Source organism: Devosia epidermidihirudinis, assembly GCF_000971295.1.
In the GTDB taxonomy this organism is placed as follows: Bacteria; Pseudomonadota; Alphaproteobacteria; order Rhizobiales; family Devosiaceae; genus Devosia; species Devosia epidermidihirudinis.
In genome coordinates, this window is record NZ_LANJ01000011.1 from 512,049 (window position 1) to 537,820 (window position 25,772).

A 25,772-nucleotide genomic window follows, 5' to 3' on the forward strand; every position below is an offset into this window, starting at 1 on the left:
ACGAAGCGTTAAGATCTTAGCAGATCTCGCATATTTGACCGTACGACGCACATCGAATTGTCACAAATACTGGGCCTTGGCGAGGTGCAGACTGTGCACACATGTGGCAGTGATGTGGAGAGATTAGGGACACCGCCCGGCACCTTTGGGTGATCTGCCGTATTTGGAGGAGACAAAATGGACAACAATCAGAGGGTCGCCGTGGTCACTGGCGGGAGCTCCGGGATCGGCAAGACGGCGGCGCTGGGCCTCGCCAAGGCGGGTTATCGCGTCGCCATCTGCGGTCGGCGCGCCGATGCGCTGGAGGCTGTCGCGCAAGATACCGGTGGCTATTGGGCCGCCTGCGACGTCACCGATCCTGCCGCAGTCGCGGACTTCTTTGCCGGTGTGAAGGCAAAGTACGGCCGGATCGATGTGGTGTTCAACAATGCCGGCCGCTTTGCGCCCACCACGTCATTTGGCGATCTCGACGTCGAAACCTGGCGCGAAATGGTCGATACCAACCTCAATGGCGCCTTCTATGTGGCCCGTGAGGCCTTCCGCGCGATGCGCGATCAGTCCCCCCACGGCGGCCGTATCATCAACAATGGCTCGATCTCGGCCTATGTGCCCCGCCCCGGCGCGGCCTCTTATACCGCCACCAAACACGCCATCACCGGGCTGACCAAAGCCATCTCGCTTGATGGCCGTGCGTTCAACATTGCCTGCGGGCAGATTGATATCGGCAATGCGGCGACCGACATGACCAGCCATATGAACAGTGGCTCGCTGCAGGCCAATGGCACGATGATGCCCGAGCCCACCTTTGATGTGGCCCATGTCGTCGACGCACTGCTCTATATGGCGGGCCTGCCGCTCTCTGCCAATGTGCAGTTCATGACAGTGATGGCCACCAACATGCCCTATATCGGCCGCGGCTAGCCGAACACCTTCTCGCCGCTGATCCAGGTGGAGTTCACACGGCGTTCGTCCGACAGGTGGACGAAGCTGGCAATGGCGCCGGGGCGGAGATGGCCGAGCGTGTCCTCTGCCCCCAAAGCCTCAGCCGGATAGAGCGATGCCATACGAACAGCCTCGCCAAACGGCAGGCCGATGGTCGAATGCATGAATTCAATGGCGTCGATCATATCGAGATCGGCCCCAGCCAGCGTACCATCGGCAATGCGCAGCGCGCCGTTCGATCGGGTCACGACGCGACCATTGAGCGTGAAGCTCGTAATGTCGGTGCCGGTTTGCGACATGGAGTCGGTGACCAGGAATACCCTACCCGGCCCGGTTTTGGCGCGCAGCGCCACTGAAATCGCCGCGGGGTGAACGTGGATGCCATCGGCGATAAGACCGGCAAAAATCTTGCCGTCCATCAGCGATGCGCCGACCACGCCGGGTTCGCGGTTGCCGAGCTGGCTCATGGCGTTGAACAGGTGCGTCACCATGCTGGCGCCAGCGCCGAACGCTGCGGCTGCTGTATCGAGGCCGGCATCAGAGTGGCCGATGCTGACAATGATCCCGGCGTCGGTAAGGGCCTTGATTTGCGTTGGGGTCACCGTTTCGGCAGCAACCGTCACCAGCAGATGCGGCACCAGGGCCCGCGCCGCGATCAGGCGGGCAAGGTCTTCATCATCCATAGCGCGGATCAGCGAGGGATCATGCGTCCCCTTGCGCGCCACCGACAGGTGCGGGCCTTCCAGATGCAGGCCAATAAAACCCGGCACAGCCTGTTCGGTCGCGGCTTTGCCTGCAGCGATTGCGGCGACATTGACCGGAACTGTGTCAGTGATCAGCGTCGGCAGCAGTGCCGTGGTGCCAAATTCGGCATGGGCTGCGCAAATGGTGCGGATGGATTCAACGCTTGGCGCATTGTTCAGCAGCACGCCGCCACCACCATTGACCTGCAGATCGACAAAGCCCGGCACCAGCATGCCGCCCTCCAGCCGTACAATCTCGGCATTGGCGGGGATAGCGTCATTGCGCACAATGCCGGAGACGTGGCCAAACTCGATCAGCAGTGCGGCATCATCGTGCCAGTCATGCCCGTCAAAAATGCGGGATGCGGAAATGGCCTGTAGATCGCTCATTGGGTGACTTTCTTCAGCATGGACGGCTTATTGGCGACGGTCTTGCGGACAGCGCGGCGTAAATCAGTCTGGAGGGCACTCACGATTTGCTGCCTCCGGCACCGGGCGCATCGCCCAGCCGCAGTTCGGCGATGAAATCGTATGTATCGCCCCGATAGATGGAGCGAGTGAATTCGATGACTCGGCCCGATGCCAGATAGGACGTGCGCTCGATATTGAGCCCGGCCGATCCCACCGCCACCTGCAACAGCTTGGCATCTTCGACATCGAGATTGGCCGCGCGGATGCGTTGGATGGCGCGAACGGGGCGGTTGGCCGATTTGTCGAGATGGGTATAGAGCGAATGCTTGATCGACAGCGGATCGGGCAGAATGCGCGATGACAGGCTCGCGCGTTCAATCGCCAGCGGCATGTCCCCGCTCAGGCGCAGGCGCGAAATCCGCGCCACCTGATCGCCAGCCGACAGCCCCAGGATTACCGTCTCTTCCGGCGATGGTGCGTACAGCCCGCGATCGAGCCATTCAGCCCGCACTGCCATGCCGCGCCGCGCCATATCTTCGGTGAACGAGGTCAGCTGCGACAGTGACTGCTCGACGCGTTGGGTCTGTGGAGCAACGAACGTGCCCGAGCCGTGGCGCTGCACCAGCACCCCGTCCTTGACCAGCTGCAACACCGCCTTGCGCACCGTCACGCGCGACACATCCACCTTGGTGGCCAGATCGCGTTCAGACGGCAGCGCGTCGCCAGGATTGATGGCGCCGGTATGGATCGCATCTTCGATCCAGCGTTTCAGCTGTAAATAGAGGGGACCACCAACGGGAAGGACCACCGGGCCATCGGCGAAGAATTTCTTGGACAGATCGCCCATTACATTCCCCTGAACCGCTTGCGAGTAGTGGTGGATTGCATATCACTAAATTTCCGTACCGTGCCAAGCTCCATCCCTTGGCCGCCATAATACCAATAAAATACCATTCACCAAGCCCTCTTTGTGCAAAAGTCAGCGAAACCCGCATAGGGCTGCCGATCTTGGTGTTTTCTTGCCGCAAAAGCACGCTGCCGCACGGATATTCCGCCCTACGCTAGACAAGTGGTATTTTTTTGGCATCATTGCGAGCAAGGGAGAAGCCCATGACCATCAGCCAGACCGAGATGACCCACGCCAGCGCCAAGGGTTTTGACACCCTCCCTGCGCAGGACGCGCTGATGATTCTCGCCAAGGCTCAAGTCGAGGCCGCCACAGCGGTGCAAGAGGCTGTGCCACAAATCGCCGTCGCCGCAGACATCGCCGCGCAGGCGCTGGCCCGTGGCGGGCGGCTGATTTACACGGCGGCAGGCAGCTCGGGCCTGATGGCGCTGGCCGATGCGCTGGAGCTTCCCGGAACCTATGGCATTGAGCGCGACCGTATCGCCGTGCTTCTCGCTGGCGGTGTTGCTGGGCTGACCTCCATGGAAGGCGCGCCTGAGGATGACGCCGACGCCGCGCGCGCTCAGCTTGCGGAGATCAAGATCGGCCCGCTCGATTGCATGATCGCGCTCACCGCCAGCGGCTACACGCCCTATCCGATGACCATGGTTGAGATCGCGCGCAATGCTGGTGCCGCAACCATCGGCATTTCCAACAATCGCGGCGCGGCCATTTTCGACAAGGTCGACGTCGCCATCTGCCTGCCCACCCCGCCCGAGGTGATTGCCGGTTCGACACGCATGGGCGCAGGCACCGCACAAAAGATCGCCCTCAACATGTTGTCGACCATGATGGCCGCGCAGCTTGGCCATGTACACGACGGCTACATGGTCAATCTTATTGCCGACAACATCAAACTCCGGGGACGCGCCAGAGGCATCGTGATGAACGTCACCGGTGTCGACGAAGCAGCCGCGACACAGGCGCTGGATGCTGCCCAAGGCGCGGTCAAAACGGCCATTGTGCTGGCAGCCGGGGCCGACGACTTAGCCAGCGCCGAGACCCTGCTGGCCGACAACGACGGCCGCCTGCGCCCCGTTCTCGCCTCCTTGGGAAGATAGGCCCGCGCCACCCCAACCGCGTTGTCATCCCGGCCTCGAGCCGGGATCCATCCTGAGGTGGCTCTTTGATTCACCTTGCGGCCATGGCCTCATCTCGAGCTGGACCCGGGCTGAAGGTCGGTGTGACATCGTGGGTGTGGCAACTTCGGCGCAGACATGTCTCATCGTAGCCAGCCCCTCACCTCACCCACCGCTCGTCACCCTCGGGCTCGACCCGAGGGCTCTTCCCTTTGCCCAAATACCCTCGGACACAGTCAGAGTATGACGAAACAGAATGGAGATAGTCCCGCGACGACCCCGTGAGCGATTGCTCTGATGCCCGCCGTGCGGTTGCAGTAACGACCCCGCGCCCCTTCTGCCGGGGCGTCGACAGCGCGAGAGCAGCTCAGCATCCAGGCGAAATTGAGAGGCTGTATAGTCAAGGTCATGGCGGGTCCGAAATATCAGGCGATGTCGTCTTCGCCGGTAGAGCCGCCTTCACCCTCCCAGGTTTGAAGGCGTTTGACGGTCTGGCGAGGAAACTTGAAGCGCGCGCCTGCGCCCACGCCGTCTACCTCTGGCAGGAAGAGGACACCATGCGCCTCTAGTGCAGTCCGGACGTCGCGCTGGCACGTCGTGTCAGCGTCACCGACTTCGGCTTCAAAATGCTCGATCTCGTCGCTGGACACATTGGCGGCAGCGGCGAGGTCGGCAACAGACCACCCCAGAAGCGCGCGACCAGCGCGGCTTTGTGGCGGCGTTATTGGGGCGGGATCGGTCATGATGTCGTTACTCCTCAGCATAAGAGGACCATAGCAACGGTACATTGCCAAGGCTGGAGCGCCATTCAGCCCAGTAAATTGCAAAAAAGCGCGATCGAGGTGTCGATCAGGGATTGCGTGCTTCGTCGTATGGTTGAAACTGATGGCAAACACAGGATCTCGCCATGCACCTACCGACCGAAGATACCGATCGCGATCTCGTCCTCAACCGTGTGCTCAATGCTCCCCGGGACAAGATCTATGCCTGCTGGACCCAGCCTGACCTGCTCAAGCAGTGGTTTGCTCCAAAGCCATGGACCACGCCCAAAGTACAACTGGACCTGCGTCCGGGCGGCGGCAATGTCATCACCATGGCCGACGAGGCTGGCACCGAATATCCAAATGCCGGCCAGTATCTTGAAATCGTGCCCAATGAGCGCCTGGTTTTCACCGACGCCTTCACTGGAGATTGGGCGCCTTCGGCCAAGCCATTCTTCACTGCCTTCATTCTGCTCGAAGATGCAGGCGAGGGTAAAACCAAGTACACCGCCATTGCCCGCCATTGGACGGTCGAGGACGCCGAAAATCACAAAAAGATGGGTTTCCACGCCGGCTGGGGCATGTGCGCCGATCAACTCGAAGTGTTGGCTGCGAGTCTTTAGCAACCGCCCTCGGTATAAAACGTTGCACCTGAACGGCGGGCGTATTGTTGCGCCCTGCTCCCGGCAGGAGAATTGCGATGCATATCTACACCGAGGACGACATTCGCGAACGCGCCTACAGGCTCTGGATCGATGCAGGATCGCCCGATGGGCGTGATGTGGAGTTCTGGTTCATGGCAGAACAGCAATTGGCCGACGAAGACAAATTCAATGAGCCAGAAATGAGCGGGCGCGCCGCTCAAGGCGACAACCGCACCAGTCCGCTACCCCACTAACGGCTGACCCGAAAGCGTTTGAACGCGACCCGTGTTGCGTTCAAATCCGGCCTCTGATGTCATCGCTGGGTTTTGGCGCATTATCGGTCGATTTGGTTCACCGCAGCCCACGCATAATGTGACTCTTGATGCGAGAGCGTTTCGTTACCGATCTGTCGTAATGCTGTGATCTGTACGCCTCGCCATGCTGCCCCGTTTTGGGCCGTAACCCATTGAGTACACACATGACAGACCCGATCTTCCTCGAGCGCCAGGGCCACCGCACCTGGCTTAAATGGCACCGCGCCAAACGCAGGATCAGCGACCCCGTTTTCACCGGCCGCCGCATTCTCGAAGGCATGAAATTGGGCGCCAGCATTGAGGTTGATCTGGTTATCCACGCCGACCGTGGCTATGCCGTGCTGCACGATTTGAGCGTCGAGCGCGAAACCAACGGCACCGGAAAAGTCGCTGATCTCAGCGCCGAAACCCTGCGCAGCCTGCATCTGCGCGGCGAAGACGGCACCGTTCTCGATGATAAAGTGATGCTGCTGGAAGACCTTACGGCGCTGCTCGCCGAAGGCGGGCTTCATCCCGATTCAATCCTGCAGCTCGACTACAAGGAAGATTGGCGCGTCCTCGATCCGCAGGCAATTGCCAGGTTCAAAGCCGCCGTCTCCCCCGTCGCACCGCATATGATACTCTCATCGGGTGACGCAGAAGCCGTGCGGCTTTTGACCGATGACGTGCCCGGCATAAAAATCGGCTACGATCCCTGCCATGGCGGCGCGTTGGACCGTTTGCGCGAAAGCCGCGACTATGCCGGCTTCGTACGCAGTGCCGTTGCGGCCTCGCCCAAAGCCAAAACGATCTATCTGCACTTCCCGATGATCCTCGACGCCGACCAGTATGGCTTTGATATCATTGCCGCTTTTCAGGCCGCAAACCGCACCATCGACGCCTACACCATCCGCGTCGCCGACGCAGAGACCCGCCCACAGGTACATCGCCTGCTCGAGCTCCGCGTCGATCAGATCACCACCGATGACCCCGAAGGGTTGATGGCGCTGGCCGAGTAATCCCCGCCCCGCCCCGCGCCGGTCTGCTATTGTACAGAAACCTTCGGGTCCTTGCGCGGGGCGTCCTTGAGTTTATCGAGAAGATAGGCGTGCGTTGCCTTATTGGCGACGATGACACAGCCGGTCTTCTCGTAGAACTCGGGGCCGCGTCCCCACCAATCGGTGACAATGCCGCCGGCTTCCTGCACCAGCAGCACGCCAACGGCCCAGTCGACGAGGCCAGATTCCTCGTAGTACCCCGTCAGCCGTCCACAGGCGACGTAGGCGCAGGAATTGGCCGAGCTACCGACAATGCGCACCGCGCCAATCGGGTCCCGAATGGCCTCCAGCCTTTCGTAGAACCCCGCGAAGGTAAAGATCTGCGACGTCGCGAGGCCCGTCCCCACCGTCAGCAGTCCGGTTTCGGCCTGCTCACTCACCTGCAGCCGCTCGCCATTCAAAAACGCGCCCTGGCCCTTGATGACCGTAAACATCTCATCGGCCACAGGATTATACAGCGCCCCACAAACCGTCTCGTTCCCGCGCCGCAACGCGATCGAGATCGTGTAGTGCATCCCATTGATAAAATTGGTGGTTCCGTCGATCGGATCGACCAGCCAGCGATGCTCGCTATCCCGGTCCACTGGGGCAAACTCCTCCCCGGTAAAGCTCCATTCGGGATACTTCCCGAGCAGCACCTTCCGGATCAGCGTCTCGCTCTCCATGTCCGCCTCAGACACAAAATCCGCCGGCCCCTTAATCCCGATTTCAAGCTCGCGAAACCGCCTGAAATACCCCAACGTCAACTCCCCGGCCTCCCGCGCCACCGCAACCATATCCGCTAGAATGGGCTCATAATTCATAGGAAAACTCCGGGATGTGGGGACAAAGGCAAGGTGGGTGAACAGGTTTGCTCGTTCAAATGGCAGCGTGCTAGTGCTGCCTTGACGCACGCGTGATCCCCATACGAGCCGACGCCAATAGATTTGTGACAGAACGGAAAGACAGCACAACAATGAACAAAGCTGCATTCGCGAAATACGCGTCCGTTGGGATTCTGATGTTCGGCATCGCCTGCTCGACCGTATTGCCTGAAGTCGGCAGCGCCGGGTTCTACGTCCTCGCAGTGCTATCCGGCATCGTGTTTTTTCGCCCGATGATCCACTCCGTGCCGCGCTCCCCGGCCGTCGCCCTTCCCCTCGCCGCGCTCGCTATCCTCGCAGTCGCGCTGGTTCTGGCACCCGGTGGCTTCAGCAACCTGATCGCCTTGGCGTTCTTTGCGCCGATGCTGTTGGTCGGACCGCTCGCCACCACGCTGCGCATCGACGGACAAACCACCATCGAGCGCATCGCCATTGCAGCCTTCGTTGCCTGCGTATTGGCTGCGGGAGTTGGCATGTACGACGGCTTTATCCTCGGCGGTCACAGAGCAGGTTACACTGTCAACAATCCGATCCACTTCGGTGCGGTTTCGCTGATTGCGGGTTTCGTCGCACTGGTTGGCCTTTATTCGCCGAACAAGCTCATTCGCGGCCTGGCACTCACTGCGCCACTCTTCGCAGTCGGAGCTGTGGCACTTTCTGGCTCGCGTGGCCCTCTAGCCGCCGTACCCTCGATGGCCGCCATGGCACTCGCCGTCCTGCTGTTTCAAAAGACCAGCCGCCGGCATGCGCTTACGGTCTCAGTTGCCGCGGCCGTCGTTGGCGTCGCCTTCCTCGCATGGCTTTGGAATTCCCCCTATGTCCTTGAACTTCCAGGCATAGGCGACATTGCGGCCTATCTGCGAGACGGCTTCGTCGTCGACAGTTCAATAGCTCAACGCCTCGAAATGTATGCTGGCGGCCTCAACGCTTGGACGAATTCGCCCCTGTTCGGACAAGGCGCGGACTTCATCGCGCGCACCGCGGAGCTCTCGGCCGATCCTGCGACCTTCCCGCGATACGACCACCTGCACTCCGATTTCATCGACTTCGTCGCAATAGGCGGCAGCCTTGGCCTGATCGCCTATGTGCTTTTCATCGCGGCCATGCCGGTCGGCGCCATCGTTGCCCGGGGCAGGAACGCGCACGCTGTACAGATGCTCGCCTATCCGGCAGCCGTTGGCTACGTGGTGCTCGGCGCTACAAATGCCAATATCGGCGTCATCGCGCAGACGATCCTCCTGGCGACGCTCTGTGCCTTGGTTACCTATCTCGGTGAACCTGCCGTCGGAAAGCAGCAGTAAACTCGCATAAACGCATTCACGGCCTCTGCGTCGCGAGTGCGTCTATCCAACGATGGCTTTGAGATTCTCGATCGAACGGTCCACATCCACCTGTGTTTGAGCGATCAGCTCATCAACAGTTGCGAAACGGCGCATGTCGCGTAGTTTTTTGACGAGATACAATTCAATCACGAGTCCATAGAGCATTTCGTCGAGGCCATGGATGAAGGCCTCGACGCGGGTGGTGTCGACATCGTCAAAGGTCGGGTTTTTGCCCACGCTGGCGGTTGCGCCGAAGACCCGATCGGATTGAGGGAGGCGGACGATGGCGCTGTAAACGCCGTCGTCTGGATAGACGCTGAGCGGCGCCATAGCGATATTGGCCGTTGGGAACCCCAGAACCCTGCCGCGTTTATCGCCGTGAACGACGACGCCTTCAAGCTTCTCGAATTGCCCCAGGTCAATCATTCAGGACGCGTGGGCCAGGCCGAGATATTTGCTCTGGTGGAACACCAGCGGCGGCACCTGTGGGAAGAGGTGGCTCTGCAACACTTCGAACAGGATGATTTCGTGATCGCCGCCGCGCAACTGGTCATGCACGCGGCAATCGAGCCAGAGCGTTGCGCCTTCGATGAACAGCGCGCCATCGTCATTGACCGTCCACTCCACGCCTTCAAAGCGATCGCCATGACGGGACGAGAGCTTGCGCGAGAGGCTTTCCTGATCGGCACCGAGCACGCTGAGGCCGATATTGGCCGATTTTTTGAGGCGCGGCCAAGTGGAGGAGGTGTTGGCGACGCAGACCGAAACCAAAGCCGGTTCAAGCGAGACCGAGCTGAATGAATTGACGGCCATGCCAACCGGCTTGCCCTCGTCCATGGCGCAGACGGCGACGACCCCGGTGGGGAACATCGAAAAAGCCTGGCGCAGGATCAGCGTAGGGTGAACATCACTTGCCTCAAAAGCCTGGGTCACCTATTCCTCCATATAGTCAATTTTGATTATTTGAAATGAAGCTACTCAATTTGGTAGTTGGAGACAAGCTGGTTCCCAGCTTGTCCCGCAAATCACCCCGGAGCGAGCATGTCGAACATCACCCGTCTGGTTGTCCTTGGAGCGGTTCGCCAGTTTCAGCCCGTGCACGGCTATTTCCTGCGCCGCGAGCTGATGACCTGGCATGTCGACGAATGGGCCAACATCCAGCCGGGTTCGATTTACAACGCGCTCAAATCGCTCAAGCAGGACGGCTATATCGAGGAAAGCGGCACCGAGGCGGAGGGCAAGCGCCCCGAACGGACCGTCTACGCCATGACCGCCCTGGGTGAGGTCGAGCTGATGCGCATGCTGCGGCAAACGCTCTGGACCGTGGAGCCGTTCGACACCAAGCCGGTGATGGCGCTGACCTCGTTCATGTTCCTCCTCAGCCGGGCCGAGATCGTGGCGGCGCTGAAATTCCGCATTGCGGAGATCGACGCCAAGATTGCCAGCAATGGCTTCGATATCAATGATGTGGCCAAGTCGACGACCACACCTGCCTATGTGCGCGAAATCTTTGAATTGTCCTCGCTGCGCCTGCGGGCCGAGCAACAGTGGGCGCGCGACATTTATGATCGCATCTGTGACGGCCAATATGCCTTTGCCGGGGAAGATCCCCCCCCTGCCCGCAGCTAGCTGAGCGATAGACCGGCGCTCGGCGCGCCGGTCCACCAATCCCGATCAGGCCAGCTTGCGGTAAGCCGCGCCCGGGTGATCGTCGTTGAGGATCGAGTCTGGCGTGCCGACAAGGCGCTCGCGCAGGGTGTCGCCCTCGTACTCGGTTGCTGCGACCCCGCGGGCACGCAGGATGGGCATGACCTGCTCGACGAATTCGAGCGTCGATGTTGGCTGGATCACCGGCGTGAACAGGAAGCCATCGAGGTCAGCGCCTTCGGCCATTTCGACCATGATATCGGCCATCTGCTCTGGGGTGCCGACGAACGGATTGGTGCGGACGCCATGGGCGTGCCAGTCCTTGAGCACATCGCCAACGGTCTTATCGCCAAAGCGGGCGATCTGGGTCTGTGACAGCTCGGTGTGCAGATCACTCATCTTGGTGCTGGGATCATAGGACGAGAGGTCCAGCCCGGTGAACCAGGCATAGGATGCCACGGCCACTTCGGGCGTCTGGGCGGCGAGAATCTCGGCGTATTTTCGCTGAGCCTCTTCTTCGGTCGCGGCAACGACGCAGGAGAATGCGCTCATCACCTTGATCGAGTCTGGTGCACGGCCATTGGCGACCGCTTCGGCACGCAGAGCCTTGACCTGACCGGCCAGCTTTTCAGTGGTGCCGCCGCCGAGGAAAATGCATTCGCCGTGCTTGCCGCCGAACTGCGTGCCGCGACCGGACGAACCGGCCTGGAACAGAACGGGCGTGCCCTGTGGCGAATAGGATGCGTTGCCATAGCCATGCGAGCGGAAATAGGGGCCGTCATGGGCGATACGATGCACCTTGGCCGGGTCAGCATAGCGGCCCTGCTTGTCGCGCTCCAGCGCGCCGCGCTCCCAGGCGCCTTCAAAGAGCTTATAGCAAAGCGACATGAAATCGTCGGCCATGTCATAGCGCTCATCATGAGCAACCATGGGCATGCCAAAGGCGGCGACGGCGGTTTCGGCCGTACCTGTGGTCACCACGTTCCAGCCGATGCGGCCCTTGGACAGGTGATCGAGCGTCTGCATGCGGCGTGCGAAGGCATAGGGCGGCTCAACGAGGGTCGAACCGGTCATGACAATGCCGAGCTTTTCGGTGGCGCTGATCAGCGCCGCGCCGACGATGGCGGGGTCGAGGCGGGGCAGGTCGAGGCCTTCGGTGGTGCAGATTTCAGGGCGCGTGCCCTTCACATCGGCCCAGCCCCAGGCATCGGCGAGAAAGAGGAAATCGAACTTGGCGTCTTCACAAATGCGGGCGACGTTGACCCAATAGTCCAGCGTATCGAACATGTGGCGTCCGCTATCTGGATGGCGCCAGGTTGCGGTGCCGGAATCATTGGTCTGGGCGTTCTCGAACAGCCCGAAGCGAAGCTTCTTCATGATATTTCTTTCGTAAAAATGGGGGAAGATGGGGCGCCTTAGCGCCCGATCAAATCCTCATCGCTCCACCACAGGACGCGCTTGCGCAGCACGGCCAGAACCGACACCAGAATGACGCCGAGCAGGCAGAGAAGGGCGATACTGGCCCAGGTGACCGGCAGGTTGGCCTGCGCGGCAGCAATTGTAACGAGCGAGCCCAGACCCGCCTGCTGACCGGCGGCTACGAATTCGGCGACCGCCGCACCAACCACCGCCAAAGGCATGGCGATGCGAAGCCCGGCAAAGACGAAGGGCATGCAGCCGGGCAAGCGCAGATCGCGGAAGATCTCCCAGCGACTGGCATGGAGCGTCTTGAACACGTCGAGCGCCTTCTGATCGACATCGCGCAAACCGGCGAGCGAGTTGACCAGCATGGGGAAGAACACAACCAGCGCAGTGACGATGTATTTCGGCAGCATGCCAAAGCCGAAGGCGACGACCAGAGCAGGCGCTATGGCGACCACGGGCGTGACCATGACCACGACGATCAGTGGCATCACGGCCTTTTCGACGATGGGTAGCTCGGCCATGGCGACCGCGAGCAGGAAGCCAAAGAAGATACCGGCGCCGGCACCAATGGCGATTTCCTGCGCTGTGACCAACATGTTGGACCAGTACATTTTCGGGTCGCTGGCAAAGCTGTTGCCGATGGCATCCAGCGTCGGCAGCACATAGGGATTGTTGATCGCCACCAGCTGCCACAGCACGGCAACGATGATGAAGGTGACGGCGGGAGGGCCCCAGTTCCACAGGATCTGGCCCAGCGTGATCGAGGATCGTTTCTTGGACTTTTTGGTGGTGAGCGACAGGTCAGACACGGGCAGCCTCCATCACCTGGCGCAGTGATGCGCGCACTCTTGTTTCAAGATCTCGGAAGCCGTCGCTGGCATACATCGCTTCGCTGCGGGGGCGCGGCAGATCGACGTCGATAACCTCGGCAATACGGCCGGGATGGGCCGCCATGACGACGATGCGATCGGACAGCATGATGGCTTCAGGCACCGAGTGGGTGACGAACAGCACCGACTTGCGGTTGGACTGCCAGAAATCGAGCAGGCCCATTCGTTGCTGATCGCGGTTCATTTCGTCGAGCGCCGAGAAGGGCTCGTCCATCAACAAAATCTCAGGATCGAACACGAAGGCGCGGGCAATGGCAGCGCGCTGCTGCATGCCGCCCGACAGCTGGGCCGGATACTTGTTGATGGCGTGACCGAGGCCGAAGCTCTCGAGAATTTCACGAGGATCGCGCAACGCACGACCGGCATTGGCCGATGGGTTGATCTTGATCGGCAGGCTGACATTTTCGAGAATGGTGCGCCAAGGCAGCAGCGCTGGTGATTGGGGCACCAGCCCGATTGCCTTGTGGCGCGACGCCTCACGGACAGACTTGCCCTTGATGGTGACCGAGCCGCTATCGGCCTCGGAGAGACCGGCAACGACCTTGAGCAGCGTGGATTTACCGCAGCCGCTGGGGCCAATGAGCGAGACGAACTCGCCCTTTTTGATCGAGAGGCTGACGCCATTCAAAACTGTGGTGCGAGTGTCGTCGGCGCCGAAGCTTTTGACGACATTGCTCACCTGCACCCCGACATCGTCGGGGTGCACGGCGTTCGCGTGAGCGAAGCTGGAGACTGACATTATAGGCTCATTTCTCCGGCCAGATGAGTTTGCCGTCCTTGTAGAGCGAGGCGACAAGGTCGACGTCCATCATGCTGTCCAGTGGGGGTGGGTTCTTGAGACCGCCGAACTTCTGGTTCAGCTCATACTCGCCCTGCCATTCGGCATGGGTCTGCACGCCCGGAGGACCATAGGCACTGGTGCGAACCCAGTTGGATTCAACGCTCCAGGTGCGGGCCTGCTGGTCACGCGGGAAAGCCGAGCCTTGGTTGTTTTCCTCGGCGAGCTTGCTGATCATGTCGACGCATTTTTCCTCGTCGGCGAGGCAGATATCGAGCGCCTTAAGGCTGGCGCGCATGAAGTCACCGGCAGCTTCGCGATGCTCGGTCAGGAACTGCGTATTCACTTCCATCACGTTGTACGTGCCCTGCAGGCCAAGATCGCCTGGCAGGAACTGGTTGAATGGCAGGCCCATGGCCTTGAGCGTCTGGGGCTGGTTGGAGGCGTAGCCAACGATGGCATCGACCTGACCACGCGTCACGACCGTTGGGTCGTAATTGGTCATCTTGATCAGCTCGACCTTGGACACATCGACGCCAGCGGCGTCGAGCATGGCCAGAGCGATTGGCGTGATGTTGATGAAGTAACCGAGCTTCTTGCCCTCAAGGTCCTTGAGGCTCTTCACCGCTTCATTGGTGAAGATCGAGAACGGCGACGTGCTGCCATAGGTGGCGACAGCTGTCAGGTTGCGGCTATTAGCGGCCGCCAGCATGACGTCCGACGCAGAACCCAGCGCAGTGAACTGTGCCTGGCCCGAGGACACCAGCAACTGTCCATTGCCACCGGCGGCGTTGATATCGACCGTCAGGCAGAGCTGGTCGAAAAAGCCCATTTCCTTGGCGAGGAACACATCGAGCTGACCAGCGCTGGCCGAATAGCCGTAGCCGGAAATGTAGGTGATGGTTCCGGCGGCCTTGTTGCGCTCGCAGTCAGCATCGCTGATGATCACATTCTCCGCCGCCTGAACGGCGTGCAGCGGAACACCGGCAAATGCCAGAGCCAGTGTTGCGCACCCAGCCATCATGTGGCCGCGCGCAGACCGACCACTCAAAATTGGTCTATGAGACAAAGAATCCTCCCTAGCACATCCCATTCCTCTATGGGATCGCTCCACTAAACATGATCAAAATTGACTATGCAAACTTTTTGTTTTTGGAGGCTGTGGAATAGCGGGGAAGCGCAGCGGCAATCCCCATCGCCACTCTGCCGCTAACGAAACGACAGAGCCATCGCGATGCTGGCGGACATAACAGCAAGCACACACGATTGTTTGTAACTATCCGACATGTTTTTCCGTACCTATCGCTGCAGGCACCGCAGTTGCTGAGCTCCAGAGTCGGCTGTTGCGAGCTCATGACCTGCGCCGATGAGCAAGGAACAACTCTATGCTGATTTTTCTCCTGGCGTACCTTGGTGGGGCACTGACGATCGTAAGCCCGTGCATCCTCCCGGTGCTCCCCTTCGTTTTCGCGCGATCAGACAAGCCATTCCTGCAGAGCGGACTGCCTCTGTTGATCGGCATGGCAGTAACATTCGCGGCCGTTGCGACGTTGGCCGCTTTCGCCGGAGGCTGGGCGGTCGCTGCAAACCAGTACGGACGCATAACCGCCATGGTGCTGCTGGCGGCTTTTGGTGTGTCGCTGTTGATACCGCAATTGGCGGATCGACTGATGCAGCCGCTTGTCAATTTAGGGGCAAGGCTTTCGGTATCAGCACAAGCCAAGCAGACCGGCACGACGGGGGCCGTCCTCGCCTCGCTACTGCTGGGCGTGGCAACCGGATTGCTGTGGGCACCCTGCGCCGGTCCAATCCTTGGATTGATTCTGACTGGGGCTGCGCTGAGTGGGGCCAATGTGACCACTACCCTGCTGCTGCTCGCCTATGCAGCCGGCGCGGCAACATCGCTGGCCCTCGCGCTCCTCATTGGCGGCCGTGTCTTTGCCATGATGAAACGTTCGCTCGGTGTCAGCCAGTGGGTTCGTCGTGGGCTCGGCGCACTGGTGCTGGCCGCAGTGGTCGCCATCGGGTTGGGTCTCGACACTGGCCTGCTGACGCAGGTGTCACTGGCCAGCACCGGCTCGCTGGAACAGGGGCTGTTGGATCAATTGGGACGTGACGATCCCAATAAACCTCAATCAAGCCTACAAGCGTCATCCGATGGTACGCTGCCGATCGAGGGACAGCTCCCCTCGCTTGATGGGGCCGTGCAATGGTTCAATTCCCCGCCCCTGACGGCTGACGACCTAAAGGGCAAGGTCATCCTGGTGGATTTCTGGACCTATTCCTGCATCAACTGCCTTCGCTCCATCCCCTATGTCCAAGCCTGGGCTGAGAAGTACCGGGATCAGGGGCTGGTCGTCATTGGCGTGCATTCGCCAGAATTCGCCTTCGAAAAAGACATGGGCAATGTCGCCAAAGCCATAAGGGACCTGAAGATCACCTACCCCGTGGCGGCAGATAACGACTTCACAATCTGGCGCGCGTTCAACAACCAGTACTGGCCAGCGCATTTTTTCATCGATGCCAAGGGCGACATTCGCTACCACCACTACGGCGAAGGCGATTACGACCACTCCGAGAAAGTCATCCAGCAGCTTCTCGCAGAGGCCGGGCAGACCAATCTGCCAGATACGCTGGTATCGGTCGATGCGACTGGCGCTCAGGCCGCAGCGAGCAATGCTGACGTCAGATCGCCCGAGACCTATGTCGGTTACGCCCGCGCGGAAAAATTCGCGGCACCCGGCGGACTACGCCAAGATGCTGTCAATAACTATGGCGACGCCCCTACCCTCGCCCTGAACCAATGGACGCTGACCGGAACCTGGCTCGCTGGCCGGGAATATGCCGTGCCGATCCTCTCCGGCAGCGCGATCAGCTACCGCTTCCATGCCCGTGATCTGCACTTGGTTCTCGGAACCGGCGCGGATCGCAAACCGGTCCGCTTCAGAGTGACGGTGGACGGAAAGGCGCCGGGCGATGATCACGGTACAGACATCGACGCGGATGGCTACGGCGCAGTCGACGAACAGCGCCTCTACCAGCTGGTCCGGCAGCAAGGGCCGATTGTCGACAGAACGTTTGAGATCGAGTTTCTTGACCCGGGCGCCGAGGCTTTCGCCTTCACATTCGGCTAGACGCTGACGCCCCATCGAAAGGCAATGCCATACGTGGCATTGCCGCCAAATCGGCATGGAAAGCCGGACAGAAAACAAACAAAAAACCCCAGCTAAGTCAGCGACTTAATTGGGGTTTTTGGTAATGGCGGAGAAGAAGGGATTCGAACCCTCGAGACAGCTCTAAACCATCTGCGCCCTTAGCAGGGGCGTGCCTTCGACCACTCGGCCACCTCTCCAAGCGAGGCTGGTACATGAGAAATCGAGTCGGGATCAAGCCATTTTTGACGTTCGGGGGTAGAAAGTTTGGGAGGAGTGCCGGAAGCAGCGTTTTCCGCTCGTTGGTGGGGAAAACAGGCCCCAGGCTCCCCGACATAACAAGGGCGGCGTAAGTCCGAGAAACTCGAACGTCTTGGATTTGAACGAAAAAGGGCCCGAGCAGTGCCCGGACCCATTCGATACAGGCTCAGCGATGAATCAGCGCTGGTTAAACAGAACGCCCTGTGCGGCTTTGTCCTTGCTCAGATCGGCGGCAGGTGTGTCCTTGCCGACTTCCAGACCACGGGCAACCGCTGGACGGGCGCCGAGGCGAGCAAGCCAGGCTTTGACATTGGGGAAGTCCTCAATGTTCTGGCCCTGACGTTCCCAGCCCTGCGCCCAGCCAATCGAGGCAATATCGGCGATGGAGTAATCGTCCGCGATGTACTCCCTGCCCTCAAGCTGCTTGTTCAGCACGCCGTAGAGGCGGTGAGTTTCGTCGATGTAGCGCTTGGTGGCGTATGGGATGCGCTCTGGTGCGTAGAGGGCGAAGTGATGGTTCTGGCCCAGCATCGGACCAAAGCCGCCGACCTGCCAGAACAGCCATTCGTCAACCTTTACCTGTTTGCGCGGATCGGTCGGGTATAGCTGGCCGAACTTGAGGCCCAGATATTTGAGGATCGCCCCGGCCTCGAAGATCGAAATTGGCTGCCCATCTGGTCCTTCGGGATCGACGATGGCGGGAATCTTGTTGTTTGGCGAAATCGCCAGAAACCCGGGCTTGAACTGATCGCCCTTGCCGATATCGATGCGGTGATAGGTCCACGGCACGCCCAGTTCCTCGAGCATGATGTGGGCCTTCTGCCCATTTGGGGTGGGCAACGAATAGACGTCGATCGGCTTGGTCTGGGTGGTCATGTCGGATCCGTTCTGATTTGCGGTCGTGAACGAGATATATCGGCGCGTTACGATGAATGACAAGCGACGAGCACACTAATGTCTGCTCGTCGCCTGACGATTCATAGCCGCCTGATCCGCAAGTGCGGTTCGCCATTGCTGGTCTGCGATGGCGAGATGCCGTGGATATCCACGGTCGCTGTCACGCGCTGGCGCATGTTGGCGAACGACAGGGTCGGCGTCACATTCACAGGTTCATCGAACTGCACGATAACCTGAAAATGCTGCATATCGCCCCGCAGCTGCACGCCCAGAAGCATACCGCGATAGGGCTGACCCAGATAAGTGCCGGTAACGCGCGCACCGACCTGGAACGGCACGGCCACACGCTCTGGCAGAGCGGCGCGGGCGGTGTTCCAGTCGCGATAGCCGTGCGAACGGGCAACTTCTTCAAGGGCTGCGCCATGGCTCATGGTCTCGCCAACCTTGGCGCGGGTTTCGCGCAGGATTTTGGCTTCGGACTTCAGAGTCTGGGCGGAAGGGGTATCAAGGGAAAACGACATAACAAGGTCCTCTCATTTGCATGAGGCAACAGTGACATGGGAGCTCGCTTTGCCATGACGTGCCTCGCAAAGATGAACCGAAGTTCGTTCTCTCGCTTGGACTGGACTTCACCATCGGAATTGCTTCCGGCGAGCGGCGGGTGCCAGTAACCTGTCGCTTAGATGATCCTTCGCGCCGGTTTTGTCAACGCATGGCAGCAATGTGTATTTGCGCGAGTGATAATGCCATCACGGGAAAGCATTAGGTGAGACGCACACGGCGGCGTATGGGACGCAGTTCACACGGCGACATGGCCATGTGGCTTTGGAGAGAACTCATGGTTGACGCGCTGTTCCTGTTCGTGGCTGGCCTTCTCGGCGGCGCAGTCAACTCGCTCGCGGGCGGCGGCTCGTTCATCGTGTTCCCGGCGCTGCTGTTCGTTGGCGTACCGCCAGTCATCGCCAATGCATCCAACACCTATGCTGCCCTGCCCGGCTATGCGAGCGGCGCTTTCGGCTATTGGCATGCCATGTCGAAGTACAAGGATCGGCTGGTGATCTACACGATCATCGCCGCTGTGTTCGGCTATATCGGCGCCGAACTGCTGCTGGTGGTGTCTGACGAGCAGTTTTCGCGCGTCGTACCATGGCTGATGCTGTTTGCCGTAATGCTGTTCATCTTCGGCAACCGCCTCAACGCTTTTGTGGCTGCGCGCAGTGGTGGACGGCGCGGCATGAAGCTGGCCGGCACTGCGCTGCTGCTGGCTTTCCTTGCGGGCGTTTGCGTCTATGGCGGGTTCTTCAATGCCGGCCTGGGCATTCTGCTGCTGGCGTTTCTAGCCACTGCCGGCTTGAGCGACATCCACGCCATGAACGGGCTCAAGCTCTATGTGTCGTCCGTAGTGGCAGTGGTTGCCGTGGCGCGGTTCTCGTTCAGCGGATCAATCGACTGGTATCACGGCTCCATCGCGCTGGTCGGCGTCACCATTGGCGGCTATCTCGCCGCGCGCAATGCGCATCGCTTCCCCACTCAGTGGATCCGGGCTGCCGTGATCGTCTACGGCCTGTTCATGACCGGCTACTTCTTCTGGAACGCCTACGCGGCCTAATCCGCGCGTCTGATCCACACTGCCGCATCATGGAACGTCGCACCGCCAAATGGTGGCGCGGGCGTTGCGTTGGTCAGGGTGTTGATGCCCTTGCCACCGCGATGCGACTTGTTCTTGTGCAGGCCCTCGGCGATCAGCACGCCGGTCGGCAAGCCGGTCCGGATGCGCGCCGTGAGATCAACTGAGCCACGCCGATTGCCGACGGTGACGAACACGCCTTCTTCGATCCCAAGCCGCACTGCGTCATCAGGATGGATGAACACAGACGGCGCACCTTCCCGCTTTTGACTGCCGGGCGTTTCGTTGAAGGACGAATTGAGGAAAGCACGCGCCGGGCTGGTGGCAAGCCGGAATGGATGGCCTGCGTCCGTCGCCTCGGTGATGGCCCAGTGATCGGCGAAGCGCGGCATAGCCGCGGGATCGCAGGTCCACATATAGCCCTTCTTCAGCCGGGTTTCTTCCCAGTTGGGTTCAAAGCGGAAGCGCTTGTCCGGCCAGGCAAATCCGTCGGCGAAGCGCGCGGCGGCGTCAGGACGCTCGCGATCAACAAATCCGGACTTTTCGATTTCGTCCAACTCACCGTAGTTGGAGCGACGGAAGGTTTCGGCCACGACGTCACGATCCCTCGTCCGGAACAGATCGTCGTCCAGCCCCAGGCGCAACGCGAGCGCATTGATGACTTCATGGTTGGACCATGTGCCGGCAAGCCGCTCGATCACGGCTGGGCCATAGAGCACGCGGGTATGGCCACCGCGCGTGTAATAATCGTTGTGCTCGAGGAACATGGTCGCCGGCAAAACAATGTCGGCGAACTCCGCCGTTTCCGTCATGAACTGCTCATGCACCACAAGGAACAGATCCTCACGCGCAAAACCGCGGTGGGTCAGCGTCTGATCGGGCGCAACCGAGGCCGGATTGGTGTTCTGCACGATCATCGCCATGACCGGACCACCGCCCTTGAGCGCCTTGGCATCACCGGTCAGCACCGGGCCAATCTCAGACATATCGAGCGAGCGCGGATTGCCCTTTTGCAGATAGCTCCCGGTGATGCGGGATTTATCGAGCTTCCAGGTGCCAGAATTGGAGTGGAATGCTCCACCGCCACGATGCTGCCAGGCCCCTGTCATGGCCGGAATGCAGAGTGCTGCGTGCATCGCCGTCGATCCATTGCGCTGGCGGGTAAAGCCGTAGCCGAGGCGGAAATAGCTGCGCGGCGTCGTGCCCACGAGATGAGCAAACGCGGTGATCTGCTCGACGCTCAGGCCGGTGATCTCAGCGGCCCATTCCGGCGTTTTCGTCGCCAGGTGCGCTTCGAAATCAGGGCCAAAATCGGTGTACTTGGCCATGTAATCGCGGTCGGCGAGGTTGTCGCGCAGCAGCACGTGCATGACAGCCACCGCCAATGCCCCATCTGTGCCGGGCCGCAGAACCAAACCGAGATCGGCCTGTGCCATGGTCGCCGTTTCGTAGATGTCGATGACGACTATCTTGGCCTTGCGTTCCTTTTTGGCGCGCATGGCGTGGGTCATCACATTGACCTGCGTGTGGACGGCATTGGTGCCCCAGATGACCACGCAGTCGCTTTCGGCCATCTGCTCGGGGTTCACGCCGCCAAGCATGCCCGTACCAGCGATATAGCCGGGCCAGGCGGTGCCGGTGCAAATGGTGTCGTATTGGTGTGAATAGCCCTTGGCCGCGCGCAGACGGTCAATTCCGTCGCGATGCACATGGCCCATAGTGCCCGCGTAGTAGTAGGGCCAGATCGCCTCCGCGCCGTGCTCGTTCTCAATGGCGGTGAAGCGCGCAGCGATCTCGTCGAGAGCCTCATCCCACGAGATCGGCGTGAACTGCCCACTGCCCTTGGGGCCGCTGCGGCGCAAGGGCTGGGTCAGACGATCTGGATGATGCACCCGCTCGGCATAGCGAGCCACCTTTTCGCAGATGACGCCTGCCGTATAGGGATCGTCCTTGGCGCCGCGAACGCGCCCGATCGTGTGACTATCGATGACATCCACATCCAGCGCACAGGCGGATGGGCAATCATGCGGGCAGACCGAGCGGGCGGTGCGAAGGGCGACGGCTTTGTTCATGGCGCAAAGCTATCCGAGCGACGGCAACGGCTCAATGGAAATGCGCCGGGATCAACCCGGCGCATGGATGGGTTGCTCGCTAGGCATTACCGATGAGAATGCCCGCTGCAAACACCAGCGAACCACCGAGCACGACCTGCATCACTGCCCGCCAGAACGGCGTCTGCATGTAGCGATTCTGGATGAAGGCGATGGCCCAGAGCTCGATCAACACGATGACAATCGCAACGCTGGTTGCAGTCCAGAAATCGGCAATGAGATAGGGCAGCGCATGGCCCAAGCCACCAATGGCGGTCATGATGCCTGCGGCGAGGCCGCGCTTCACCGGCGAACCGCGACCGGTCAACTTGCCATCGTCAGATGCCGCTTCAGTGAAGCCCATGGAAATGCCCGCGCCGATAGCGGCAGCGAGACCGACAAGGAAGGTCTGGTGGGTGTCACCGGTGGCAAATGCCGCCGCGAACACCGGGGCCAGTGTCGAGACCGAACCGTCCATGAGCCCAGCTAGACCGGGCTGCACATAGGTCAGCACGAACTGGCGATGATTCTCGCCCTTTTCGAGCTCACGCCCTTCCGCACCCAGCGCTTCGGCATCGATGCGGTCAGCCGCGTCTGCGTGTTTGCGCTCCTGCATCGCCAGATCACCCAGCAGCTTGCGAATACCGGCGTCAGTCGTCTGCTTAGCCGCCTCCATATAAAAGCGGTAGGAGCCCTCCTCCATTTCCCAGACCTGCTGGCGAACCGCCTCGAGGGTGAGCGACTTCATCAGCCAAAGCGGCTTGCGCGCGATGAAGCCCTTAACGTTCTCCCGACGAATGGGAACCAGGTGCGTGCCAAAGCGCTCGACATACAGGTCCAGCAAGCGACGACGATGCTCGTCCTCCTCGGCCGCCATGCCTTCGAATAGCGCTGCAGAGCCGGGATAGGTATCGGCCAAACGTGTCGCGAATTCGGAATAGATGCGACCGTCTTCCTCCTCTGCCGCAACAGCCAGCGACAGGATTTCGCGCTCCGACAAGGAGGCAAATGGGCGACGGGTATCGGGCAACAGCGAAAACATGGGAGCGCTCATAGCTTAGAATGGTTCTAAACATTGTTTAGAACCATTCTAAGCTTAAGACAAGCGTTCGTGATCTGAGCTTCTATGCGTTGAGCAACAAGCTAGAAGCCGAGCATCGAACGCTGCGCGAACACGCCAGCCAACATGCCATGCGACGCAGCAAGCGTTACACTGGCCATTGGATTGGCCAGATCCCCGGCCGCAAACACGCCCGGCAGACTCGTTTCGAACTGCTCGTTCACCTTGAGAATGGTCCCAACGGGGGTCGCAGTTGTTTCGAGACCAAGCGTCTTGTGCACATTGGCTGCCGGACGATTTTGTGGATGGGCGAACAGAACATCGACAGCAATAGTGCGACCGTCCGCAATCGTAATGCCAGACAGCCGCCCATCGGCGTTCGGGATAGCGACGACTTTGCCGTCCACAATCTTGACGCCACGTGCAGCGATCTTATCGCGCTCATCCTGCGACAGTTCATGACCATCGGTGAACAGCGTCAGGTTGTTAGTCCAGTCACCATACAGCACCAACGATTGGACCGTATGTGCCCCCGAATACAGAGCGCCCCAGCTTTTGTCGGCAACCTCAAAGCCGTCGCAATAAGGACATGGTACCACTGATTTGCCCCAACTTTCGGCAAAGCCCGGAATATCCGGCATCTGGTCGGCAACGCCATAGCTCAGCACCAAACGACGCGCGCGTAGCGTTTCGCCATCCTCCGTCGTGACGGCGAAATTGTCCTTCTCGCCGCTAGCGCTGTCGGCGCGCGCATTGACGATGCGGATGGTTGGATAGCGGGTGATTTGTTCGCGGGCCACAGCCAGAATATCTGCGGGGTTCTTGTGATCATGGCCAAGAAAGCCATGCGAATGCGAGGCAAAGCGATTGCGCGGCAGGCCTGTATCCAGAACGGTCACCTTGCGGCGCGCACGCCCCATCTGAAGGGCTGTGGCAAGGCCGGCAAAACTGCCACCAACGACGATGATGTCATCCATGGTGATGATCTCCGGAATGAGAAGGAAGGGGATGGGGCACAGCCTGGCGCGCAATGTCGTCCAGCGACACCCGCTCCAGCCGCGCCGCGAGCAGCGCCTCGGCGTCCGCGATGAATTCGCCCATCACAGTGTCGACCGCCCGGACAATGCCGCATTGCCGATCACCAGGATCGCTCTCGGTGCGGATGAGCAGGCTTTCGCCCATGGCGGAATAAATGGTGCGCAGGCTGATATCGGTTGCAGGGCGCAATAAGCGCCAACCGCCATCATGCCCCTTGGTAGAGGCAACAATCCCCGCCTCCCGCAACTCCCCCAGCACCCGCCGCACGACAACCGGATTGGTCATCAGGCAAGTGGCCAGAGTGGTGGACGTAATAGCTTGATCGGGCTGCTTGTGCAGATGGACAAGGGCGTGCAGGGCGAGTGAGAGGCGACTGGATCTTTTCATGTAACTTTATTAGTTACATTCATGATCGATTGTCAACCGTGATGAATTTTCTGCCTTCGCCTGCCCTGTCCGCCGGCTACGACCCGATCGTCACGTTGAAGGCCTGCCACGAAGATGCTGCTCGCCGCCGCTGAACTGTGCCTGGCGCTCAGCGGGGTGTGAGCACCGGCAATGTGCACTCTGATCCCCGAGCGGTGACGAAGTAGGTCCAGCGACAGTCGCTTTATCCCCCGGGCGCGAAAAGCCCAGCCAAATGAACACCCCCGCTTTCCCTAAAGCGCCGCGAAGGCCTTAGTGGCGGTTTCGGTGTTGCGGCGGGCGCGGGTGGTGGCGTGGGTGGCGAGTTGGGCGGCCCCAGAGTGGAACTGGGAGAAGGTGATGCGGCGGGCGTCGTGGGTGGCGATGGTGATGCCGCGCCAGTTTGGCCGAACCGAGCGAACATCGGACCACGCCAGAACAGTCTCACGACCCAGAGCGGTTTTGTGTTCTAGCTGGGTATGGTTCCAGCGGATTTTGGTGAAAAGGCCGCCGAGGCCGATACCGAGCGCCCCTGCCCCCAGCAGAACTGCGGCGATGAAAGCCGCGATCATCTGCGTTGGATCAACGACGCGCGTACCGCCGATGAAGACCACTGCGCCCATCAGGACCACGGCCAGCGCTGCTGCACCATAGCAGGCAAAATACTCGACCATGGATGGACGAAGCTGCGACCAGCCATCGACGCTAGCGGCTTCTTCGCCCTGCACTAAGCGCAGCGCCAGGAAGGCGGCATATCCGAACGCAACCACGCCCGCAGCGCGGGCGAGTGGCAGACCGGCGGTCATCGGGATGTGTTTGAGAAAAAGAAGGGTGACGATAACGACAAGCGGCAAAGCCACTTCCTGCCAGCGCAAGGGCACTTTTGCTCTCCAAATGTTTTGGGGGGCCGGCGACGCGAGTTCGGCATTCCATTGCGCAAACGCTAGCAAGGATTGCCAAATTCGCCACTAACAAATTCGGGAAGTGGCGGGATGGCGGGGCGGCATGATTTTTTTGTCACACGCGGCGCCCGGCCGATCCTTGCCAAACTGATTCAACGTGCTGGCAAAGTGATTCATGCCAGCTCCGTAAGTCATTGAAAAATCAGGATAGAACCTTTAGGCCCACGATGCCTGCAACAATCAGGCCGATGGAAGCCAGGCGCGCAACGGTGACCGGGTCACCGAACAAATACATGCCGAGTGCGGCTGTGCCGACGGTGCCAATACCTGTCCACACGGCATAGCCAGTGCCCACAGGTAAATCACGCAGGGCCACACCCAGCAGCACGACGCTGACGATCATGGCGAGGACGGTGAGTGTTGTGGGTACGACGCGGGTAAAGCCGTCGGTGTATTTGAGGCCGATGGCCCAGCCCATTTCAAAAAAACCAGCGATGACAAGGTAGACCCAAGCCATTGGGGAACTCCAAGGTGTTGG

27 protein-coding genes and 1 tRNA gene are annotated in these 25,772 nt (G+C 60.3%); 9 read left to right on the forward strand and 19 right to left on the reverse strand.

All coding sequences use genetic code 11. The features are described 5' to 3' along the window. Positions 1-177 precede the first annotated feature (177 nt). A complete protein-coding gene (locus tag WH87_RS05700; protein WP_046138128.1) occupies positions 178-921 on the forward strand; it encodes an SDR family oxidoreductase in 744 nt (247 codons plus the stop codon). On the opposite strand, the gene nagA is transcribed toward WH87_RS05700, so the two are convergent. After that, positions 918-2,075, reverse strand: coding sequence for an N-acetylglucosamine-6-phosphate deacetylase (gene nagA / locus WH87_RS05705; RefSeq protein ID WP_046138127.1), 1,158 nt, complete (start codon positions 2,073-2,075; stop codon positions 918-920). The genes WH87_RS05700 and nagA overlap by 4 nt on opposite strands. Before the next feature lie 79 nt (positions 2,076-2,154). After that, positions 2,155-2,943, reverse strand: coding sequence for a GntR family transcriptional regulator (locus WH87_RS05710; protein WP_046138126.1), 789 nt, complete (start codon positions 2,941-2,943; stop codon positions 2,155-2,157). A 263-nt stretch (positions 2,944-3,206) separates the two neighbouring features. Between WH87_RS05710 and WH87_RS05715 the strand changes: the two genes are divergently transcribed. After that, entirely contained in the window at positions 3,207-4,103 is an 897-nt protein-coding gene (locus WH87_RS05715; RefSeq protein ID WP_046138125.1) for an N-acetylmuramic acid 6-phosphate etherase, read from the forward strand. Positions 4,104-4,546: 443 nt separating this feature from the next. Here the strand turns inward: WH87_RS05715 and WH87_RS05720 are convergent, their stop codons facing one another. Continuing rightward, positions 4,547-4,864, reverse strand: a complete 318-nt coding sequence (locus tag WH87_RS05720) for a hypothetical protein (RefSeq protein WP_046138124.1) — start codon at positions 4,862-4,864, stop codon at positions 4,547-4,549. Between the two features lie 164 nt (positions 4,865-5,028). Here WH87_RS05720 and WH87_RS05725 point away from each other — a divergent pair, with 164 nt between their 5' ends. The 3 genes from WH87_RS05725 to WH87_RS05735 all read left to right on the forward strand — a co-directional run bounded on the left by WH87_RS05725 (position 5,029) and on the right by WH87_RS05735 (position 6,838). Continuing rightward, positions 5,029-5,505: an SRPBCC family protein gene (locus tag WH87_RS05725; RefSeq protein WP_046138123.1), complete on the forward strand. Its 477-nt coding sequence runs from the start codon at positions 5,029-5,031 to the stop codon at positions 5,503-5,505. 77 nt (positions 5,506-5,582) lie between these two features. Then, on the forward strand, positions 5,583-5,780 hold the full coding sequence (locus tag WH87_RS05730) for a DUF2934 domain-containing protein (RefSeq protein ID WP_046138122.1): 198 nt from the start codon (positions 5,583-5,585) through the stop codon (positions 5,778-5,780). Between the two features lie 224 nt (positions 5,781-6,004). After that, positions 6,005-6,838 (forward strand): glycerophosphodiester phosphodiesterase, encoded by an 834-nt coding sequence (locus WH87_RS05735; protein WP_046138121.1) that lies wholly within the window; start codon positions 6,005-6,007, stop codon positions 6,836-6,838. A 26-nt stretch (positions 6,839-6,864) separates the two neighbouring features. On the opposite strand, the gene WH87_RS05740 is transcribed toward WH87_RS05735, so the two are convergent. Then, complete coding sequence (locus WH87_RS05740) at positions 6,865-7,680, reverse strand: inositol monophosphatase family protein (protein WP_046138120.1); 816 nt, start codon at positions 7,678-7,680, stop codon at positions 6,865-6,867. 152 nt (positions 7,681-7,832) lie between these two features. Between WH87_RS05740 and WH87_RS05745 the strand changes: the two genes are divergently transcribed. Beyond that, entirely contained in the window at positions 7,833-9,041 is a 1,209-nt protein-coding gene (locus tag WH87_RS05745; protein ID WP_046138119.1) for an O-antigen ligase family protein, read from the forward strand. A gap of 42 nt (positions 9,042-9,083) precedes the next feature. On the opposite strand, the gene WH87_RS05750 is transcribed toward WH87_RS05745, so the two are convergent. Beyond that, positions 9,084-9,488, reverse strand: a complete 405-nt coding sequence (locus tag WH87_RS05750; protein ID WP_046138118.1) for a riboflavin kinase — start codon at positions 9,486-9,488, stop codon at positions 9,084-9,086. Further along, complete coding sequence (locus tag WH87_RS05755; protein ID WP_052726276.1) at positions 9,489-9,995, reverse strand: flavin reductase family protein; 507 nt, start codon at positions 9,993-9,995, stop codon at positions 9,489-9,491. It lies immediately after the preceding gene. Between the two features lie 108 nt (positions 9,996-10,103). Between WH87_RS05755 and WH87_RS05760 the strand changes: the two genes are divergently transcribed. Further along, positions 10,104-10,691, forward strand: a complete 588-nt coding sequence (locus WH87_RS05760; RefSeq protein ID WP_052726275.1) for a PadR family transcriptional regulator — start codon at positions 10,104-10,106, stop codon at positions 10,689-10,691. A 45-nt stretch (positions 10,692-10,736) separates the two neighbouring features. Here the strand turns inward: WH87_RS05760 and WH87_RS05765 are convergent, their stop codons facing one another. From WH87_RS05765 to WH87_RS05780, 4 genes are read right to left on the reverse strand one after another with little or no spacing between them, the layout of a single operon-like run. Continuing rightward, positions 10,737-12,086 carry an NtaA/DmoA family FMN-dependent monooxygenase gene (locus WH87_RS05765; RefSeq protein ID WP_046138117.1) on the reverse strand — a complete coding sequence of 450 codons (1,350 nt, stop codon included), beginning with the start codon at positions 12,084-12,086 and terminating at the stop codon, positions 10,737-10,739. A gap of 38 nt (positions 12,087-12,124) precedes the next feature. Further along, on the reverse strand, positions 12,125-12,943 hold the full coding sequence (locus tag WH87_RS05770; protein ID WP_197410731.1) for an ABC transporter permease: 819 nt from the start codon (positions 12,941-12,943) through the stop codon (positions 12,125-12,127). Next, the gene (locus WH87_RS05775) at positions 12,936-13,763 is read right to left on the reverse strand and encodes an ABC transporter ATP-binding protein (protein ID WP_046138116.1); all 828 of its coding nucleotides are present in this window, start codon (positions 13,761-13,763) and stop codon (positions 12,936-12,938) included. The genes WH87_RS05770 and WH87_RS05775 overlap by 8 nt, the downstream gene beginning before the upstream one ends. A 7-nt stretch (positions 13,764-13,770) precedes the next feature. Next, positions 13,771-14,871, reverse strand: a complete 1,101-nt coding sequence (locus WH87_RS05780) for an ABC transporter substrate-binding protein (protein ID WP_197410732.1) — start codon at positions 14,869-14,871, stop codon at positions 13,771-13,773. Positions 14,872-15,187: 316 nt separating this feature from the next. Here WH87_RS05780 and WH87_RS05785 point away from each other — a divergent pair, with 316 nt between their 5' ends. Next, positions 15,188-16,936 carry a cytochrome c biogenesis protein DipZ gene (locus tag WH87_RS05785; RefSeq protein WP_046138114.1) on the forward strand — a complete coding sequence of 583 codons (1,749 nt, stop codon included), beginning with the start codon at positions 15,188-15,190 and terminating at the stop codon, positions 16,934-16,936. Between the two features lie 125 nt (positions 16,937-17,061). Here the strand turns inward: WH87_RS05785 and WH87_RS05790 are convergent. The 3 genes from WH87_RS05790 to WH87_RS05800 all read right to left on the reverse strand — a co-directional run bounded on the left by WH87_RS05790 (position 17,062) and on the right by WH87_RS05800 (position 18,633). Next, positions 17,062-17,154, reverse strand: a tRNA-Ser gene (locus WH87_RS05790). Positions 17,155-17,392: 238 nt separating this feature from the next. Further along, positions 17,393-18,091: a glutathione S-transferase N-terminal domain-containing protein gene (locus tag WH87_RS05795; protein WP_046138113.1), complete on the reverse strand. Its 699-nt coding sequence runs from the start codon at positions 18,089-18,091 to the stop codon at positions 17,393-17,395. A 101-nt stretch (positions 18,092-18,192) separates the two neighbouring features. Then, positions 18,193-18,633: a glyoxalase superfamily protein gene (locus tag WH87_RS05800; RefSeq protein WP_046138112.1), complete on the reverse strand. Its 441-nt coding sequence runs from the start codon at positions 18,631-18,633 to the stop codon at positions 18,193-18,195. Between the two features lie 317 nt (positions 18,634-18,950). On the opposite strand from WH87_RS05800, the gene WH87_RS05805 reads away from it, so the two are divergent. After that, positions 18,951-19,721 (forward strand): sulfite exporter TauE/SafE family protein, encoded by a 771-nt coding sequence (locus WH87_RS05805; RefSeq protein ID WP_046138111.1) that lies wholly within the window; start codon positions 18,951-18,953, stop codon positions 19,719-19,721. On the opposite strand, the gene WH87_RS05810 is transcribed toward WH87_RS05805, so the two are convergent. From WH87_RS05810 to sugE, 6 genes are all read right to left on the reverse strand, one after another. Continuing rightward, positions 19,718-21,811, reverse strand: a complete 2,094-nt coding sequence (locus tag WH87_RS05810; protein WP_046138110.1) for a molybdopterin-containing oxidoreductase family protein — start codon at positions 21,809-21,811, stop codon at positions 19,718-19,720. The genes WH87_RS05805 and WH87_RS05810 overlap by 4 nt on opposite strands. A 79-nt stretch (positions 21,812-21,890) precedes the next feature. Continuing rightward, positions 21,891-22,871 (reverse strand): iron exporter MbfA, encoded by a 981-nt coding sequence (gene mbfA / locus WH87_RS05815; protein WP_156458114.1) that lies wholly within the window; start codon positions 22,869-22,871, stop codon positions 21,891-21,893. 101 nt (positions 22,872-22,972) lie between these two features. Beyond that, positions 22,973-23,866: an NAD(P)/FAD-dependent oxidoreductase gene (locus WH87_RS05820; protein WP_046138109.1), complete on the reverse strand. Its 894-nt coding sequence runs from the start codon at positions 23,864-23,866 to the stop codon at positions 22,973-22,975. Beyond that, positions 23,859-24,314: an RrF2 family transcriptional regulator gene (locus WH87_RS05825; RefSeq protein ID WP_046138108.1), complete on the reverse strand. Its 456-nt coding sequence runs from the start codon at positions 24,312-24,314 to the stop codon at positions 23,859-23,861. The genes WH87_RS05820 and WH87_RS05825 overlap by 8 nt, the downstream gene beginning before the upstream one ends. A gap of 272 nt (positions 24,315-24,586) precedes the next feature. Beyond that, positions 24,587-25,213, reverse strand: coding sequence for a hypothetical protein (locus WH87_RS05830; protein WP_156458115.1), 627 nt, complete (start codon positions 25,211-25,213; stop codon positions 24,587-24,589). Positions 25,214-25,436: 223 nt separating this feature from the next. Further along, the gene (gene sugE, locus WH87_RS05835) at positions 25,437-25,751 is read right to left on the reverse strand and encodes a quaternary ammonium compound efflux SMR transporter SugE (RefSeq protein ID WP_046138106.1); all 315 of its coding nucleotides are present in this window, start codon (positions 25,749-25,751) and stop codon (positions 25,437-25,439) included. Positions 25,752-25,772 lie beyond the last annotated feature (21 nt).